This is a genomic window from Nodularia spumigena CCY9414 (genome assembly GCF_000340565.2).
Classification (GTDB): Bacteria; Cyanobacteriota; Cyanobacteriia; order Cyanobacteriales; family Nostocaceae; genus Nodularia; species Nodularia spumigena.
The window spans coordinates 3060246-3078796 of the sequence record NZ_CP007203.1; the positions used below are offsets into that span (position 1 = coordinate 3060246).

General features: G+C 36.2%; 10 protein-coding genes and 1 pseudogene. 3 read left to right on the forward strand and 8 right to left on the reverse strand.

All coding sequences use genetic code 11. The features are described 5' to 3' along the window. Nucleotides 1-10: 10 nt before the first annotated feature. Nucleotides 11-1912 (reverse strand): site-specific DNA-methyltransferase, encoded by a 1902-nt coding sequence (locus NSP_RS13275; protein ID WP_006196508.1) that lies wholly within the window; start codon nucleotides 1910-1912, stop codon nucleotides 11-13. Nucleotides 1913-2294: 382 nt separating this feature from the next. Here NSP_RS13275 and NSP_RS13280 point away from each other — a divergent pair, with 382 nt between their 5' ends. The 3 genes from NSP_RS13280 to NSP_RS24780 all read left to right on the forward strand — a co-directional run bounded on the left by NSP_RS13280 (nucleotide 2295) and on the right by NSP_RS24780 (nucleotide 5261). Then, nucleotides 2295-3395 carry a phosphotransferase enzyme family protein gene (locus tag NSP_RS13280; protein ID WP_006196506.1) on the forward strand — a complete coding sequence of 367 codons (1101 nt, stop codon included), beginning with the start codon at nucleotides 2295-2297 and terminating at the stop codon, nucleotides 3393-3395. After that, nucleotides 3392-3928, forward strand: a complete 537-nt coding sequence (locus NSP_RS13285) for a DOMON-like domain-containing protein (protein WP_006196505.1) — start codon at nucleotides 3392-3394, stop codon at nucleotides 3926-3928. The genes NSP_RS13280 and NSP_RS13285 overlap by 4 nt, the downstream gene beginning before the upstream one ends. Nucleotides 3929-4212: 284 nt before the next feature. Continuing rightward, nucleotides 4213-5261 (forward strand): IS630 family transposase gene (locus tag NSP_RS24780; RefSeq protein ID WP_231859466.1). Its coding sequence is split into 2 segments (ribosomal slippage): nucleotides 4213-4605 and nucleotides 4608-5261, totalling 1047 coding nucleotides; the frame shifts between segments, so codons are not numbered across the junction. A 390-nt stretch (nucleotides 5262-5651) separates the two neighbouring features. Here NSP_RS24780 and NSP_RS13300 read toward each other — a convergent pair. From NSP_RS13300 to NSP_RS13330, 7 genes and pseudogenes are all read right to left on the reverse strand, one after another. Then, nucleotides 5652-6200, reverse strand: a complete 549-nt coding sequence (locus NSP_RS13300) for a WGR domain-containing protein (protein WP_006196504.1) — start codon at nucleotides 6198-6200, stop codon at nucleotides 5652-5654. Between the two features lie 130 nt (nucleotides 6201-6330). Further along, nucleotides 6331-7968, reverse strand: a pseudogene (locus NSP_RS13305) (AAA family ATPase). A 130-nt stretch (nucleotides 7969-8098) separates the two neighbouring features. Beyond that, on the reverse strand, nucleotides 8099-8305 hold the full coding sequence (locus NSP_RS13310) for a DUF2997 domain-containing protein (RefSeq protein ID WP_006196499.1): 207 nt from the start codon (nucleotides 8303-8305) through the stop codon (nucleotides 8099-8101). 3 nt (nucleotides 8306-8308) lie between these two features. After that, nucleotides 8309-8755 (reverse strand): DUF1257 domain-containing protein, encoded by a 447-nt coding sequence (locus NSP_RS13315; protein ID WP_006196498.1) that lies wholly within the window; start codon nucleotides 8753-8755, stop codon nucleotides 8309-8311. Between the two features lie 158 nt (nucleotides 8756-8913). Further along, nucleotides 8914-9990, reverse strand: coding sequence for a hypothetical protein (locus NSP_RS13320; protein WP_006196497.1), 1077 nt, complete (start codon nucleotides 9988-9990; stop codon nucleotides 8914-8916). A gap of 237 nt (nucleotides 9991-10227) precedes the next feature. After that, complete coding sequence (locus tag NSP_RS13325) at nucleotides 10228-17151, reverse strand: P-loop NTPase family protein (protein WP_006196496.1); 6924 nt, start codon at nucleotides 17149-17151, stop codon at nucleotides 10228-10230. A gap of 158 nt (nucleotides 17152-17309) precedes the next feature. Continuing rightward, on the reverse strand, nucleotides 17310-18467 hold the full coding sequence (locus NSP_RS13330; protein ID WP_006196495.1) for a ParB/RepB/Spo0J family partition protein: 1158 nt from the start codon (nucleotides 18465-18467) through the stop codon (nucleotides 17310-17312). Nucleotides 18468-18551 lie beyond the last annotated feature (84 nt).

Below are 18551 nucleotides of genomic sequence, written 5' to 3' on the forward strand. Positions count from 1 at the left end.
GCTACCCCTTTTAAATAGTTTTTAGTCTACATTGCAGCACTAAATTAGCTGCTGTTGTATCATCAATTGCCATGTCACGGCAAATTAATAAATCGTTTTTAGTTAGTTTTAATGTTCTCGCTGTTTCAAAATGAAACTGATTATCAAGACTAATATAAAAATGCTGTCTTTTATCTTCATCAGTTACTTTGTAGATAGTAGCCGATTCAATTTCTGTAACTTGCTCAATGCGAGATGTTAAGCTATAACCTTGTTTGAGCATGACTTCATATATTACATTTTCTAATTCCCAGCCATCAACTAAAGGATCATTAAATAGTTCTAGTTGTTCTATATATTGTTCGGGTTCTGTATCGGATGGTAATTCTTCCGATTGACGATAATTTGATTTAGATAATTTTAAAACTTTGAAACCTAAATCTTCTGGAGTTTCGCGATTTTGCAATGGGAGTTTACCGTTGGCTGAATTTTTTATTTTCTGAATACTACGACGAATACGCTCTTTACTAATATCAGAAATAGTAGTAAACTGTGGATTATATGTTTTTTGTGGTAACTGAATTAGTATAAATCGACGATCACCAGTATCTTCATGATTTAATTCTAATACTGCCTGGGCTGTAGTAGCAGAACCCGCGAAAAAATCAAGAATAATATCTGTTGAATCTGTATTTGTAGATAATTCAACTATACGTTTGATTAACCGGGTTGGTTTTGGTGTATCAAAAGATTGAGATGCTTCTGGAAAGAGAGATTTAATCTGTTTTTTAGCTTCATCATTATGTCCAACATCTTTATGTTGCCACCAAGTATCTGATATAATTCCACCTACTTCCGATAAAAACCTTTTGTATGCAGGTACTTTATTTTCCTGATTTAATCCCCACCAAACTCTATTATCTTGAACATTTTGTTGATGTCTAGCTTTGCTATAGCGCCAAACCGCAGTTCGACTAGGCCAGATTTCTTCTTCTGTTTTGGGATGAATTATTGGATAGTAAAGATTGGGTCTTTGTTCAGCCGATTTATTACATAAATAGTCTGAAGCTTTCCATAAACCTCGCGGATCATTATCTGGATTTTTGTATAGTTTATTTTGTTCTTCTGTTCTCTCCATTCTGCCAATTAGTGCTATTGGTTTACCACTATCTAAAAACTGTCTCTGCTTACTATAAACCAATATAAAATCATGGGTAGCTGAAAAATCAACAGTATCATTAGCTGGAGCATATTTTTTTTGCCAACACACGCACGCAACGAAATTCTCTTCTCCAAAAATTTCATTCATCAACAACCGCAAATTATGAACCTCATGATCATCAATACTCACGAAAATTACCCCATCTTCTTTTAACAATTGCCGTGCCAAAAACAGACGGGGATACATCATAGATAACCAAGCAGAATGATAACGTCCACTGGTTTCAGGATTGCTAGTTTGTAAATTTCCTTCACTATCTTTTTGACCTGTTAATTCTAAATAGTTATCAAGAGTATCTGTATAATTATCTGGATAAATAAAATCATTGCCCGTGTTGTAGGGAGGGTCAATGTAAATCATCTTTACTTGTCCAGAATAGGAATTGCGAAGTAACTTTAAAACCTCTAAATTATCACCTTCAATAAACAAATTTTGAGTATGATCAAAATCTACTGATTCATTTCTATCTGGTTTTAATGTTGCTCTACTGGGTGTTTGTAACATCTGAATAGCTTCGCGCTTACCAGCCCAAGTAAAAGAGTAACGTTCTGGGCGATCATCTATAATTTCTCCTAAAGTTGCCTTTAATTTGGCAAAATCTATATTATCTTCTGTAAACACCTCTGGAAAAATGGCTTTAAGCTGCTCAATTTGTTCAGCCTTGATATCACCAGAAGTTATTTCTACCTTCTCTACATCTTTTCTGTTCATTGATTAAATGTATTGAATATATTATACATTATGGTTAAAAATAGATTTTAACAGAAATTGTACTAGTCTGCGTCCTTAAAAAATGAACTGGGTGCGGCTCAATGCCCTTATATTTTTTAATCCGATTGAAAACCAATGGTTTACTCCAGTTGCTACCCCTGGACGTAGTGAAACCATTTTCATTTAGAAAGTCAGCGCGCTTGATAGCTCTTACCTTACTGATGTAACTCCAGCATACAATTAAAAGCCTTGAAAATCAATAAAAACCCTACATAATCAACTTTTTGACTTTTGACTTTTGACTTTTAACTTCCGCCTTGCGGTACTATATCCCCTATTGCCTTTGTGCAGTTTATGTGGGGAGTAGTGCAGGTCAAAAAACATGACAAATGAGATCAATTTAATTGCTATAGCCGAACAATTCACCTCTCAAGGTCAGGTTACGAGGATTCAATCATTGGGAAATGGTAATATTAATGACACTTTTCTGGTAAATCTGGATTCCCCAGAGAAAAAGCATTTTGTGCTGCAACGCATCAATACGCAAGTGTTTGGGCAGCCAGAACTGGTTATGCAGAATATGCGTATTTTAACAGATCATGTGAGCCAGAACCTAAAACTTACCCCTGCCAATCGGCGCTGGGAGGTTCCTCGCGTGTTATTAACTCAGGATGGTCAAAACCTCTGGAGAGACGAAAATAATGGCTGCTGGCGGGCTATCAGCTTTGTAGACAACGCCCAATCATTTGACACTTTGGCGGATAATTCCCACGCCCCAGAAATCGGCTATGCTTTGGGAATGTTCCACAATCTCATCAGTGATTTACCCCCGGCAAAACTCGCTGATACTTTACCAGGATTTCATATTACACCAATTTATCTTCAGCAGTACGAGGATATACTGACAAAAACTCAACCGCAGACATCCCCAGAGATTAACTATTGCTTACAATTTGTCAGCAGTAGAACTACCTTTGCACATATCTTAGAAGATGCCAAAGCTACAGGTAAATTGCCACTCCGCCTGATCCACGGCGACCCCAAAATTAATAATGTGTTGTTTGATACTGCCACACAGAAAGCAGTTAGCATTATCGACCTCGACACCGTAAAGCCGGGACTAATACATTACGACATTGGCGACTGTTTGCGGTCTGGTTGCAATCTGGCGGGAGAAGAAACAGACCAATGGCAAAACGTTTCTTTTAATACAGATTTATGTCAGGGAATTTTACAGGGTTATCTTGATGTTGCTCAAGCTTTTCTCACCGAAAATGACTATACCTACATTTACGCTGCTATTCGTTTGATTAGCTTTGAGTTAGGACTGAGATTCTTTACGGACTATTTAGCTGGGAATGTATACTTTAAAATTAAGTATCCAGAACATAACTTAGCCAGGGCGTTAGTTCAGTTTAAGCTGACTGAGAGTATTGAAGCTCAAGAAACCAAGATTCGCCAAATTATCGCAGATTTGAAATGAAAAATCAGGAATTTTCTCTAAAACCGTTTCCCTCTCCGGAATCTTGGCCTAATTTGCAAATTACAGGTAATATTGCTCGATATGCAAATAAACTTAGCCTCCGTTATCAGCTGACGGGTGATTTAAACCAAGTCGTGATTCCTCAATTATCAGATACACCAGAGCGCAAGCCTGAACTATGGGAAAATACTTGTTTTGAGTTTTTTATTGGTATTAAAGATTCTGAGTATTGGGAATTCAACCTTTCCCCCACCGGACATTGGAATGTTTATCATTTTGATGGCTATCGTCAAGGAATGCAAGAGGAAACAGCCTTTCATATCCTCCCGTTTCTTGTCCAGAAGCAAGCTGATAGTTTCACACTGGTTTTGGATGTGGATTTGGGTAAAATATTGGTGAGAGAACAAGAAATAAGTGTTGCGATTACTACAGTAGTTAAAGATAAAAATAGTAATGTTACTTACTGGGCGTTAGCTCATTCAGGAGTAAACCCTGACTTTCATCTGCGAGATAGTTTTATGATTTCGTTGTGATGATGTTGGTAGCAGACACAATGTTTGTGTAGCAGGGAATTATATTTGCCTGATCTGGGAAAATATCTTTGGAGAGCGATCGCCATCATCTGGTATCGTGGGCATTGGGTAGCAAATAATTAGCCATTAATGATATAATTAAACACACACAGAATGAAGTTACTGCGTGGTCACTAGGAGATTAATATCAACAAAATATATATGTGTAAGTAGGTAAACAAAAAAAATTAAAGGTGTGTAAAGATAAGTAAATACGGAAAAACATATATTAGGGTGATGTAAATATGGGGTCAAGGTTAAGGATATTCCTGACAAAAAAACAAGATAGAGAGTTGTTTGACCTGAGAACAGCGAAAGTACCGCAGAAAGTAAAAGATAGAGCTGAAGTAATCAGATTAAATGCAGATGGTTGGTATGTGGAAAAAATAGCGGCTCACTTTGATTGGGGAGAGCAAACAGTAAGAGTCGTGTTGAATAAGTGGGAAAAAGAAGGAATAGAAGGACTCCATGAGTTACCAGGTCGAGGGAGAAAGCCAAAATTGGTGGAAGCTGACATTGAATATTTAGAAAAATGCTTGAAAGAAGAAGCACAAACTTATAACAGTAAGCAATTAGCAGAAAAACTGGATAAAGAGCGTGGGATAAAAGTAAGTACCAACACAATCAGACGGGGACTAAAAAAAAAGGGGTGATTTGGAAGCGGATAAGAATAAGTCATCAAGCAAAACAAGATCCAGTGACTCGTGCAAATAAACAAGCAGATATGGATATGTTAGAACTGGCTGCGGCTAGTGGAGAAATAGACCTAAAATATTTGGATGAATCAGGATTTTCAGCTTGGAGTGATTCAGGTTATACATACTATCAAAAAGGAGAACAAAAAAAGCTCGAACAAACAAAAAGACGTGGACGCAGAATCAGTATTATTGGGCTATTTCAGCCATTAATTAGCTTTATTTATGGTCTAGTAATTGGAGGAGTTAAGCGCAGTTCTTACATCAAAATGATGGAACAAGAGGCGCAAGAAGCATCTGAAAGTAAACGAATGAGAGTCATAGTTCAAGATAATGGACCAATACATTGTTGTAAAGAAGTTCAGGCATTATGGACAAAGTGGGAACAAATGGGTTTATATATGTTTTTCCTTCCTAAATATTGCTCGGAAATGAATCCAATTGAATTAGAATGGCAACATCTTAAACGAGATGAAATTGCTGGAAAAATGTTTGAGGATGAATTAGAACTAGCGTATGCAGTTATGGATGGTGTTGAAACCAGAGGTAAAAAAGGAAAACACCGGACAGAACGTACTAAATTTAACAAAGCCAATTAGGTTAACTTTTCTTTACATACCTTTAAATTTTTCTGTTAACCTACTTATTGTTGAATTGATTGTAAACATATACCATTGCCAAAAAATAGTTTTGGTAATGGGCGCATAGCGCAAATTTACGATCTAAATATGTTATAGATATTCGCATTCAAGTGAAGTATGGGCAGTAATAATTGAACGCAGATGGACGCAGATAAACGCAGATAATTTTGTACTTCATTAGACTAGAAAATGCTATATGTGCATCTTTAAAGTAAAATGATATCAGAGAAAAAATATAGCTTACATTCATTAGTAAGCCATATCATTTATAAATAATTTGTGAACATTTATGGTTGAAAAATTACATTAACAGGTTGAGAAACTTGATAATTTGAATGTTGAACAGTATTAAATATGCCTCCAAAAGTTCTTACTAATTGTTTTTAAGCTGACAACTTTCCTGTTATTACCAGATTCTGATGTATTTTCACCTTGAACAGATTCAGTTGCCAATAAAGATTTTAGTAGTGATAGTTGGTGGTCTACGTCTCCGACATGACGGTATATTAAGGAGGGGATTATTTTCATGCCTAAAGGTGTAGGGACAATTTTTAGATATTGGTTTAATGTCTCTAAATAATTGCTATTTGCGAATTGTCTTTCAGCTACATAAGGGCGTAATATTTCTAGCAATTGAATAGCTCTTTTGATTTCCAAAGAATCAGAAGTATGATCAATTTGAGGCTGGCTTTCTCGGTAGCCTTTCATTTTCTTTTCAGCAACGAGATTGTGAAATTTAGAAACTGCTTGTTGAAAATTACCAAATGAGTGAACTTTCTGTTGAGATTTGTAGCCTACTCGACCCCATTCAACAGTTAAATTTTCTTGCTCAACTTTAGCACTCCAGAACTTATTGCTATTCTGGGCAGCATCTACGAATACTAAATATATTTCCATGATGATTACAATGATATTTCATGGTTGTAAACCGCTAAAAACTCCAATTAGTATTTAGCGGTTTAGTGATTTATGGCTTACTTGACTACTGAAAGCAAAGCGAGCCGCTTACTTCTGTGCCGGAGGCAATCTAATTGGTACGGAATTTAGAGGTACGAAGACTTCTCTTGGAAACCTGCACAGGACTAGAAGCGGGTCGTGCCACCTTTGACCAAGACTGCATCCGCTCAACAGCAGCAGCATCTTGAACCGCTAAAGGCGTAATATTTCGCTGGCAATTTTCTAGATCAGCTAGTGTTACCTGCTGTGGTCTTCCCTCATCAAAAGCTAGTAGTGCGGCTTCTGAGGCTAGAGTTTCCAATTCAGCACCGCTAAACTTGCTGGTACTAGCAGCGATCGCTTCCAGATACTCTTCAGGAACTTTTATACCGTAGCGTCCCAGATGAATCCTGAGAATTTGACAACGTTCTATTTCTGTGGGTAGATCAACAAAGAAATTCTCATCAAACCGTCCTTTGCGCTTAAACTCAATTGGTAAAGCAGTTGGGTCATTACAGGTTGCCACCACAAACACCCCTGCTGTACACTCAGACATGAAGGTGAGGATATTTCCTAAAATCCTTTGCGAAACCCCAGAAGTATCGCCATTAGCGGAAAGTGCCTTCTCAACTTCATCAATCCAAAGGACACAGGGAGCGATCGCTTCTGCTGTACTGAGTGCGCGGCGGACATTACCTTCAGATTCTCCCACCAGGCTACCAAGCATTGAGGCAATGTCTAGTTGCAATAATGGAAGATTGAGGATGGTGGCAATATTCTTTGCTACTATTGATTTACCTGTCCCTGGTGGTCCCGCTAGTAGCACTCCTTTAGGTTGGGGTAAATTGAGCGATGCCTTCGGCGAGCTTCGCTAACGCGCTTCTTGGGAAAACAACCGACGACGGCGTTGCAACCAATCCCGTAGTAAATCCAGACCGCCAAAAGGTATTTTTGTGGGTTTACCCAGTTCGATACCCATTTGAGCTAATAGCCGGGTTTTGTATTCGACAACCAAGGAAATGACTGTAGCATCAATCACAATGCCTTGAGAAGTTAATCGTTCCTTCACAGTCAACCGCAGGAAGTCGCTGATTTCTTCCAAAGTTAATCCTAAAGCTGCTCTTGCCAAGGTTTCCTTATCTTCAGTGGTCAGAGAAACTGTGAATTTTACCTCTTGCTCACTGGCAGATTCTTGCAAATAGAGCAAATATGATTCTAAGTGGTCTTGAATTTGCTCAATGCTGGGTAAAGGAACTTCACAGCAAGGAATAAGCCTCAATAAAGATTCATGCAGTTGAATGTTTTGACCCAGAAGTACAATGCGTTTTTCAGTTGGTTTGAGACGATGGTACAAGTTTTTGACTCTGGTGAGAATTTCCCAACTCAATTGCAGGGAATTTTTACCCACAAAAGGGTGAATATCTCCCAAAATGAAAACCCCATTCCCCTCAAAATTGTTGATGTACTCGAATACATATATTAAAGGGTCTATGTGAGGAGGCTTTTTGTAAGTCTCAATTGATTTGAATACCAGTCCACCGTCGTCAGCAATTAGACATTGTTCTAAGCTGGATACTCCTAAATTCCAGAAATACACAGGACTGTTGAGTTTGTCCATAACTTCAGTAGTTAACCACTGAATGATAGTTGCTTCTTCAGGAGATAGAACCTCTAAAGCCACGATGGGTATTTGAGAGTCAATGGTGGTAATTAGGTTTGATAGTTTCATGGTTGTGAATAAGGAATTTTGTTTGTTTCCCAGTGAAAATGTATTGATGAAATAGCAAAGCTTGTTTACGTGAAGGATAATGAGGAGAGGGAGGAATATTGAAGACATTTTCTCCCTCCCTGGTTTGAATTTATTGATGTAGTCGGTGTTGATGGGTATTAGTGCTACGAAGCTGTTGGTGAGATTCGGGCTTGTAGGTGCGATCGCTCTCTACTATCCCCAAAGCTTCCTCAAAAGGTTGGGTTGCTTCTAGACAGGACAATCCCTCAAATCCTTCAGCTTCTATTTTTACTTCACCTGTAGCAGTGTCAAAATGTATCAATATTGCCCTTTCCATAAACTATCTCCGTACTTGCTGAGTTTGTTGATGTGCTGAGAATGCAAGACGCAAGGTATGTACTTGACCCTTGGTTTCTTCGGTGATGGTGTATTCTCCTAGCTGTTCCTGTAACTGTGCTGCTTTAGCGCGAACCATGTTTTTACCGTAGGCTTGCATGAGGGTATGAGAAAAGAAGTTTTCTCCCAGTCGGGGTACGGTTTCATAGGCATCATGGATGATTTGATACACCTTTACTTCTTGATCCCACAGAAACCCGATATCTGCACGGGCATTTAAAGTATGACCAGGGACAACAATCTCTGCACTTTTGCCTTCAGAGTCGTCGTAATAACCTTTGAGCAATTGTGGTTTCTCATAAACTTGCACGGTAAGCTGCAAATCTTGTAGAGCATCAACTAAACATTCACGGTTAGTTAATTTTGTGGTGACAGTTGAGAAATGTGACATCTTAGTTACTGTGAATTGGGAAATTAAGACTGATAAACAGGTAAGCAAATAGTTGCTATTATTTCCTCTCTTAATTGCGTAGCAAGTGTATGAGGTGTATTATTCTTATCTACACCTCACACCTTTTTTTTGTTCAAAGATGATACAGACAGGTTTTTCTACCGAAGTTTGAGAGACATGGCTGTAGCTTTGCTTAACCCCATACCCTCATCACTTGCTAATCTTTGAAGATGACGTTGTTCATCCAGCAGCTTGGCGTAAATTTCATCCATTTTTCCCTCTAATTGAGAACGCCCCTGTGAATCAAGCCTTTTGGCATCTACAGAAGCGTTTTCGAGAATGTCTTCTAGATGAGTCATCATTTGTTCGAGACTGCTATCTGCTTCAAAACTGGCGTTACCCAAAAGCATTTGCACTTTCTTAAAATGACGTTCCATCTTTTTCTTGAAGTTAACCGGCTTGCGTCCTGGTTCCCAGTTGCTCAAATCTTCGAGTAATTGTGCTGCTAATTGTTCACCACCTGCGATCGCTGATTCTCTGAGTGTTTGTTCTAAATTTGTGTCATACTGCTCGATAAACCGAGTTATTTGCTGCAAACATTCAGCTTGTTGTTCTGACAATTGCTCGCTAATAGCAGGAATAATCACAGGACGACCAATTATTACTTGTAAGTAGTCTTCTAGTTCCTCTAAACAGGGAAAAGCTTTTACTAAGTTTTGCTTAACTTCTTGTTGTTGTTCTACAGATAACTGCCAAGCATTCAGTGAGAGGAATTTATCAATTCGTTCTTGGTAATCTGTGTAACCCTCGTCATACTCTTCTCTCAATTGGGTGCGTAAAGTAGGGGCAATATTATCTCGAATTTCGATTAATTGACTCCAGACTATGGGTGCTAAATCTATGGAACAAATCCAATCACCATTGTCATAATTCATCCATTCTTGGACTGAAGCAACTTCTTGTCTTAATTTATTTGCGGCTTCATCTAAAGCTTTGAAAACTTTGATGCCTTTTAAACCAACTTCTGAAGTTGTAACTTTTACTAGGTCAGATTCTTGCTCATTTTGAGACGTTTTAAGAACATCTGCCCATTTTGGAGCATTGCTTTTAGTTGTTTTCTTTAATTGAATCTTGAACCGGATGCGTGTTTTGTTTAATTTGGAGAAGTTGTATCTTTCAACAACAGCGTTTTTGAGGAAGGTTTCGTTTGAGTTGGGAATGACTGCTTGTAGCATATTGTTTTGGGAATCATATTATTTGCTCACTCCCAAATAAGCGTTAGCTTCCAACTGATAGTTACAACCCAAATTCCAGCAATTCAAATTTTGATGACTTAGCCAACTTGCATTATTTTAGCTAAATAAGAATTAACTTACCCTACTTTGATAAAAGAGGTTTATCTGTGCGAAGGGTTGTATTCGTGATTAATTTTATCCTAACTGTGGAACTCTGGTTAGGTAGCAAAATTAGCCCTAAATTATCTTCCGCAACTTTTCAATTTCTTTCTCCTTACTGAGTGACTTCCAAGATTCTGGTATATCTGCTTCTACTGCATCATATAGTTTAGCAAGCTGAGAAGAATAGGTTGCCATAAACCACTTCCAGTAGCTTCCAGATTCTAGTGTACGATCACCAATAATTTTCCATAAAGCATAGTCACTATTTACTTTCCGATAATCCTTGTAAGGGTGAGGTTTCCAATCAGTGTGGTGATTCTTAAAGTTTTCAAAGTTTCCATCACCCTTCACAAGCTGTTGACACGTTTCTATAATTAGTTTACCGTTTCCGTCTCTTAGAGCGTATCCAGTTATACCTTGTGGACGATGATTAGGAGTCTCATGATCTCCAGCATGATCATTCATACCACTAATACAAATTTCCCCACAGAAGGGACAACTCTTTACACAACCGATTCTTACAGTAATTATTTTTTCTACAACTTTGGTTCTCAAACTGGTGTATTTACTGGCGGCTGGATTGGAAAAATCACCCAATTCACTAGCTAGTCGTGATTTAGTATTCTCTAATTCTTTACTAAGTCCATCTTGGAGATATTTACAATCAAAATCACCAATAAAAGTAGAACCTAAAATTTCAATCCTTTCTAAATTTTTGATAATAAGATTTTCTCTTGTTAACTCACTAAATTTTTCTATCCAATTTGCAATAGAACGCGAACCTTTATCTTTACTTTCAATGTATCTATTTGTTTGTTCTACAAAATGTTTAGCGGCTTCCACTAAATTTTTAATTTTGTCTTCTATTACACCTTCAACACCCTTATCTTTGGCATTAAAGTCGTTAAAATAGCTCGATACCCAGTCTTTTATACTTCGTTCCGGGTAATGAATATAAGTATAATAAGAATTAATGTCTCCTTTTTCTGCTAGAGAAATGAGAATACTTGCTATTAGTGATCCCTTATTATTGATAATTTTGGTATGAGTTATGGTACACATATCGTTGCATATTTCATCTGCCAAACCCTCTTCTATCTTTTGACTAATTCCTTGTATGATAATCTCAGACAGTACATAGACAATCGTACTTGCTAAGTTTTCTTTGTCAAAATTGACTTTAAAAAGCTTAAAGTAAAACTCTTTATTTTTTTCGAGCTTGAGAATTGGATTCTGATTTTCTCGAAAGCGTTGATCGAGATTTTCCAGATGCTTAATTGCATGACCACATATTGCTATGACTAAATCAATTTCTAAATCTTGAGTCAGGCGGAAAGCAAGACTTTTAAATAATTCCTCAGATTTTTCATGTATCATATTGTTAATATGTTTGAGGATATCTCTGATATAACTTTCATTATATGGCTGTGAATTATCCTTTTTTTCTCGAAGAATCTTATCTACATTCTCAAATAAGTTATGTTTCAGTTTTTCAATCTCTCTTACAACTTCTTGCTGTTTATCCTTTGGTATCTCCCCCTTTTTTAATACCTGAGTAAATGATAAAATTCCGGCTTGTTTCCAATCCCAATCATAGTGTTTATTATTGACAGAAAAATATTTTAATCCAAATTTCCTTAGTTCTTTCTCCTTGGATATTTTCTCTCTAATGAAGCTCCACTTACCTGAATCTGATTGTCTCAAAGCTTCCTGGGTATCTCTTTCTACATCCGCTTGTTTTAGAGGATTTTTGTAATGCGTCCTCAAATCATTCATCCAAATTAACCATTGAGCTTCAAAGAGTTCTCGTAATTTTTCTTCAGACAAAGAAAGCATTTGTCCCTGTTCTATTTTCTCCTTTTCTCGCTGTACGAATAACCGTATACTTTCAGTGATTCTTTCTTCATAGTTAAGAACTTCTCTATCAACAGTCAGTTCAGCTTGTTTACTATTTTGATAACTTTCAATCTGCTGATTGTTTTGACTTCTCAATTTATCGCTCAAATCTCTAAGTCTAGCAAAGGTACTTTGTTCCCATTGCTGTATAGCGTCTTCATACATTCCTTTTGATTTTTTGAAGAATTGTTTAAGGCTTTCTTCTTGTTGCTGGAAGATTTGATCTATTTTATCTGATAAATTTACCTTGAAATCCTCAGAAACTTTAGATAATTCAGCTTCATCACGACAATTCATAATTCTAGTATGTGCGTTTAATATAAATTCTGTTACTTTGCTGCGAAATTGCAGATCTATCTGACTCCAGAATTTATCTAGCTCTCCTCTAGCTTGAGTTTCAATAGTATTCTTAAACTCATAAACAAAATCATCTTTCTTTACCGCCTCCCAAAGATTCTGCAAATGCTTAGAAAAACTAGTTATTGACAATTGATTTAAATCTATTCCTGTTAAAATTTTTCTCTTTAGTCCATTTACCTCTTTACTATAATTAGGAATAACTGCATTTCTGGAATCATCACCCTCGTATAAAGAAGGCAAATATTCTATATCTTCAGTCAGATTAAAATCAATCAATTCCTTAAATGTTTGAACCTTCTTGCCTTCAAATTCGCAGGCTATTTTTGTGTATTTGTCAAGATTTTCATTCAAAATTCGACTTTGAGTATTTAATTTTTCTTCTGATGACTTATCAACATTGCGGTGAACAATTTTAGTCTTAGGATGCAAGTCTACCTCTTCCATTCTTAAAAAAGCATGAACAGAGATAGGCAACATTTCCTGCAAATAAGTATTATTTTCTCCTGGTAGCTTAATCAAGGCAAGATTGCTTAAGCCAATGACAAATGTAGAAAGTTCATTATCATGTTTACGAGTTGAGCCAGAAGAAAGTTCGGGAGATTTTAAACCTTCTGTATCCACCACAAAAATATAGTCAGCGTTATATTTTTCGCGTAATTTATGCTCTAATTTTACTGGTTGTAGATAAACTCCTTTTGTACAACGACCAGCGCTGACTGCAAATTGCAGCCCAAACATAGTATTTAACAAAGTGGACTTACCAGAGCTTTGAATCCCCATTGCTGACAATACAAAGACTCGCAGGTTCTCCTGTCCCTCCCTCTCCTGGAGAATTTTGTTTAATTCTTTCAGAACTGCCTCAACCCAAACATATGGAACAGAGCTAACATCACCATCCATAATTTCTACTGGATACCCACTCAAAAGTAAATCAGCTGCAATTTTTGGTAAACGTTCTAAACTTTTAAATTTGGCTCTTTCAGATTCAGAACTTGCTATCACTGCTGAGTAAATTTGACCCATTTCTCGCAGCAAATGCTCCAAACCAAATGACTGAGATGAAATTCTCTTATCTAGTTTGTCAAGTTCTTTGTTAATAGCAGCTTTTTCTTCTGGCGTTTTATCTTGAGCAATTTTTTTCATTTGTTCGCCATAGAAGCCATATAAAAGTGGCAATTCTTCTCTAGAAAGTTCATCTAACCCCAGCTTTAACCACCTGACAAAATACTCTCGAACCGAGGACTGTTCATTCAAAAGTGCTTTAATGAACAATTGCATTACCTCTGGAAGCCCATTTTTAACGATGCTAAATTGCAGTTTTCGACTTTCTATTTTGCGTAGTTCTTGCCTTTCTAGATATTGATCTAACTTCTCTTTCCCAATGTTCTCTAGCCGATGAATTTCCTTATCAGCTTCAGCCCAATCTGCCCAATTTTTACCCTGTAATGGCAATAGTTCAGCTTTGCGCTTATCTTTGTCGTGTTTTTGGATAATCTGCAAAATTTCTGTTGCTTTGTTAATTCCTTGCCGGCAATTTTCTTCTAGTTCATCTACATTCATTCCTAGTTGCTGCATTGTTTGAGCAAGGTTTTCTAGGCTAACTTTGGAGTTTTCGTCAACTTTAATTTCTTTTAATTTTCGTCGAATTTCATCCCTGATATCTGGTGAATTTTTGTTTTCAATATCCAGAATTACCAGTTGCTCATCACTATATTCAGAGAAGCGATTGAGGAAATTTTCTACACTTTCTTCTTCTTTATTTGTAATTGTTTTATCTGTCAAAATAATAATGACACTCTTTCTATCTTCCAGAAAGCTTTGAACAATTTCTGCTTCTTTTTCTAGTAGTTCTTTAGCTGAAGCTAAAATCACGATTCTGGATGATGCTTGCTTAATTAGTTCTAGTTGAATAGGATATTTCCTAGCATCACCACGCAAATTGGTGAATGAAACTATATCTTGGAAAATATCTTCTTTCACGCCTTTAGGTAAATACCAACCAATTTCTACCATACCATCCGCTAACTGCCGATTTTTAGTAGAACCCTCGGAATTTCTGTGAAAAAATACAGGATGAGATTTATCAGGTTCATTTTCACTAATTACCCAATTTAAAAGCGATGATTTAGAAAAATCAGACTTATCAAATCTAATAAAGCTAACTGTTTCTATAGGATAATTAGCAATTCCTCTTTCTTCACTTTTAATAAATTCTCCTTGTAGAGCCTTCCACTTCATTACTAAAGAGCGCATTGCCCATAAAAAGAATTTCGGAGATTTATCCTCACCTTCTTGAATCACTAAGGGAATTGCTAATTTACAGCCCCATAATCTCTGAACTAAATCTTGTTGAATAATGGAATTACAGCATAAAAATGTGGCTGCAACTACATCTAATGGATACACATTAGCCGTTTCTGGTTCTTGTTTCTTGCGTCTTCCAAAGCGACTACCTGACTGTTCCGATTCAGTTGCTGATTTATTTTCTGATGCAATTTTCAGTTTACGCCCTTCATAATTAAACGATATTAGGTTACTTAAAAAATGTGTCGCAAGTTGTTCTGTAGTTGCTGGAAGATTCTGCTCTAGTGAATATTCTGTAATTGAATAAATTTCTTCTCTTCCCAATTTTCCAGGATAATATTTAGTTAATCCTAAACGTTCTAGTATATCTTGTGACTCAGGAGAAGGTTGTTCATCAGATGATGTAACCGGAGATTTTTTTTGTGAATTATTGTCAGTTTCTTTCATAATATCTTGTAATCCAATTTCTGAATTTTCATTCTGTGGTTGATCATCAATAACATTTTGCAATTCTTTAACTGCTTCTACACACTCATAAGACAAACCTACATTATATCTTTTGAGAATGCTAATAATGGACTCTGATTGTAGATTCGGTAGTAATATTTGCTGAATAAAGTCTATTGTTCTCTCTTTTTCTAAAAAGCAAATATCATAACTCAACATTTTGAGTATTAAATAGGCTTCTTGTTTTTCTGTTTGGTAATTTTTTGCTTCTATACCAAAAGGATGTTCTTGATCTTCTCGTAACAACTTTTCTAATGTTTGATAGTCTTCAAATTCCCAAACTTTATTAAAAAAGCTAAATTCTGGCACATAACCCAAGGGAAAAAGTAAGCACAACAAACTAAGTTCACTCAGTTTGTCTTTTTTTATAAGTGCTGTTCGTAAGTTATTGATAGCCAATATTATATGTTGATATGCTTGTTTCTTTCTACTTTCTTTTGTGGAATCATTTTCTAGTATAATTGTGATAATCAAATCAGAAATCTTATTAATGAATTCATTAATATTATTAATTTCAGATGCAATGATAAAATCTGTAACTTCTGATCTTTCATTTAGCCATTTGAAAATATTTTTAAATTGAGAATAATCTTCTTTATTCATTACTGTAGTATCTTCTGCATTCACAATTTGACGCATCAATTCTTTAATTTCTTTACTATCAGCATTATTGTTGTATCTAATATCCAGTAAATACTGTTGAACTATCTTGCTTGATAATATTTCTTGTACCCAGTAATTATTATTGTCAGTTTTAGTTTTAAACTCTCTTCTTAATCTAATGAGATGATTGAGATTTTCGGTATTTAATTGTCTTTCTTGAATCCAGGAAGGTATCTGTTGGTTTAATAAGTTTTGAGTTTGTTCATTAATTTTAGCTATTTCATCAACAAAGTATTGAAATTTATCTTTTAACCCAGTAAAATTCATCCATTCTTGACGGAGTAATTCTATAAGTTTTTGGGGATTTTCAAATTCATGGAGATGGTAACGACAAATAATTTCCCATACTGCGATCGCTCTTCTATAATCTCTATCAATAATTGCAGCTTGATCAGGTTGTAATCCACCAATCTGAAGTTTTTCTATTTTGATTTTAGATTCGGTAATTTCTTGTTTATAAATATATTGATTTTTATTCCTAGAACTGTGATCTGTCCCGATACTACCTTCGCCTATACCAATAAATCCAATTTGAAATTGAGTAGTAAGTTTGGTATTAACAATATTTTGAATATTCTGTTCTTCAGTAGATGAAAATCCACTGGAGGAAGCAACAATTAAAGAAATACTTCCAAAAGTAACAGTTCCTAGTAGAGCATGAGAACCATAATCCTTTAGAAAATCTTTACAAGCCTGAATCGTTATATATTCAGATTCGGGATTGCGTAAAATATTATCTATTCTCTTTAATTCTTGTAAAGCATTATTATCAAGGCGAATCTGATTTGATGTAATAGTGCAAGCTGCAACAGGCATAACTACATATTGTACTTTAGAATAGTAATTACTTGTAGTTGTCTGTTTTGTTTCATTAATATTTTCTGTTTCTTTTTGTGATGAAAAAGAAGCACTAGCATTCAGTAGCCCTCCGAATAAACCATTACCTTTGGCGGATGCTTTAATGCTGGCACCAAACTTTTCCACACCTCTTTTAAAGATGCTTTCTTTGGTTTCAGATTTAAATTCTTCTGTGTTATCTGTAGCTTTATATGATGGGTGAGTTAAAGAGATATTTCCCTGAACTGTAATTAGATTAAACCGTTGTTGTAAAATGTCTTCTTCGTTGGTACTAATAAGCATCCCGTGTAAAGCTAGTCCTGCGGATGCCTGTTGTAGTATATTTTTACTATCTTGATATAGGGGAATAATATTTGCACCATCTACTGGTATAATATTTTGGTCTATATTATTTTCGTTAGAGTGTGTCATAAATAATACAAAATCCTCTTGTTTAAATTTTTTTAAACCCTTATCACTTTTCTGTGATGATTAAAATTATTCACTACCACTAAGTAAATTTGCAATATACTTCATAATTTGTTAATAATGGGTAGATATCGTTAGCTAACTCGGAAAAGCAGAACATTTTAAACCTTATTATCGTTGACAGCTTTTTCCTGGATTACTTCTTCAATCTCTGCCAGTTTCTTGCGAAGGACTTCCTGAAACTCCATTAATTGAGAAACCTCAACTTTCTTCAGCGCGTCCCCAGAAACTTTATACAAAGAGCGTGTTGCCGTAGTCATTGGTTTAACTTGTTTTTCGATTTTTTCAGCGTCGGTACTTTGTGAAGCGATCGCTTCAGTTACTAATTGCCGTGTTTTTTGCACAGATAATTTTTCTGCTAACACCTTTTGGGTGACGTTGATTCTAATTTCTTCTGCTTCTAATTCTGGCACTCCCAAATTTTTCGCTGACAGTTTTTGTAACGCTATGGCATGAACACCTTTAAGACCAGAAGACCTGATTGCAGTTTTCAAGTCTTCCGCTAAAGAAAGCATAGGAAAAATATTGGCATCAATCGAAGCGGGATTGAGTTGTAAATCTAAAAGTACAGTGAAAATTGCCGCTTCGCGTTCATCTAAGTCCAAAACAGCTAAACCTTGTTGTTGTTCTTCCGGTGTTACCGTAATCAGTCCAACAACAGAATTCATTCGTTTTTGTGCATTCAACCGTCGTACTACCGTTGAGAGAATACGGGGAATATCTTGAGGTTCTAAACCAGTATTTATTGCCAACTCCCGCACAATAGCTTCAGCTTTATCCAGAGGATTGAGGTCTTCCCTGTGTAATGAAGTAATTAAAGCTTTACGGTGCAAAGCATCAGGTTCAGGAATAATCACAGCTTGCAGATTTTCCCAACCCAAGTTTTTAGCACTGCGCCAACGTCGTTCACCGTCAAAGATAACTAAGTGTTCCCGTTGAATTAAAATAATTGGTTCTAGTTGTCCATCTGATACCAGAGAACGAGACATAGACTCAATACTTTCTGATAAAAATGTCTGTCTCGGTTGCTCTGGGTTGGCTTGAATTTTTTCTAAAGAAATAGATTGGATACCTGATTGTGACTGAAGTTGCGCCCTGAGAGTTTGTAGCTGTGTTTCTAACTCACTTGATCCTTGAGAGCGGAGTTCTTCTATTTCGGCTTTTAGGCGTTGAATTTCTGCCTCAGCTTCTGATAATTGTTGGGATTGCTTTGCGCCTGAAAAATAGTTGGTGAGGTCAGGAGATTTACGAGTGGTCATAAATTAGCACAGATTTAATTTGCACATTGAGACAATGATTGAACAGGGGAGAGGATTTAAAACTTGTAGCCAAAATCAAAAAGG

Coding starts and splice junctions, on each gene's coding strand:
- NSP_RS13310 (WP_006196499.1), bottom strand. CDS start 8,305: ATGGAAAGGGCAATATTGATACATTTTGACACTGCTACAGGTGAAGTA.
- NSP_RS13325 (WP_006196496.1), bottom strand. CDS start 17,151: ATGACACACTCTAACGAAAATAATATAGACCAAAATATTATACCAGTA.
- NSP_RS13300 (WP_006196504.1), bottom strand. CDS start 6,200: ATGGAAATATATTTAGTATTCGTAGATGCTGCCCAGAATAGCAATAAG.
- NSP_RS13315 (WP_006196498.1), bottom strand. CDS start 8,755: ATGTCACATTTCTCAACTGTCACCACAAAATTAACTAACCGTGAATGT.
- NSP_RS13285 (WP_006196505.1), top strand. CDS start 3,392: ATGAAAAATCAGGAATTTTCTCTAAAACCGTTTCCCTCTCCGGAATCT.
- NSP_RS13330 (WP_006196495.1), bottom strand. CDS start 18,467: ATGACCACTCGTAAATCTCCTGACCTCACCAACTATTTTTCAGGCGCA.
- NSP_RS13275 (WP_006196508.1), bottom strand. CDS start 1,912: ATGAACAGAAAAGATGTAGAGAAGGTAGAAATAACTTCTGGTGATATC.
- NSP_RS13280 (WP_006196506.1), top strand. CDS start 2,295: ATGACAAATGAGATCAATTTAATTGCTATAGCCGAACAATTCACCTCT.
- NSP_RS13320 (WP_006196497.1), bottom strand. CDS start 9,990: ATGCTACAAGCAGTCATTCCCAACTCAAACGAAACCTTCCTCAAAAAC.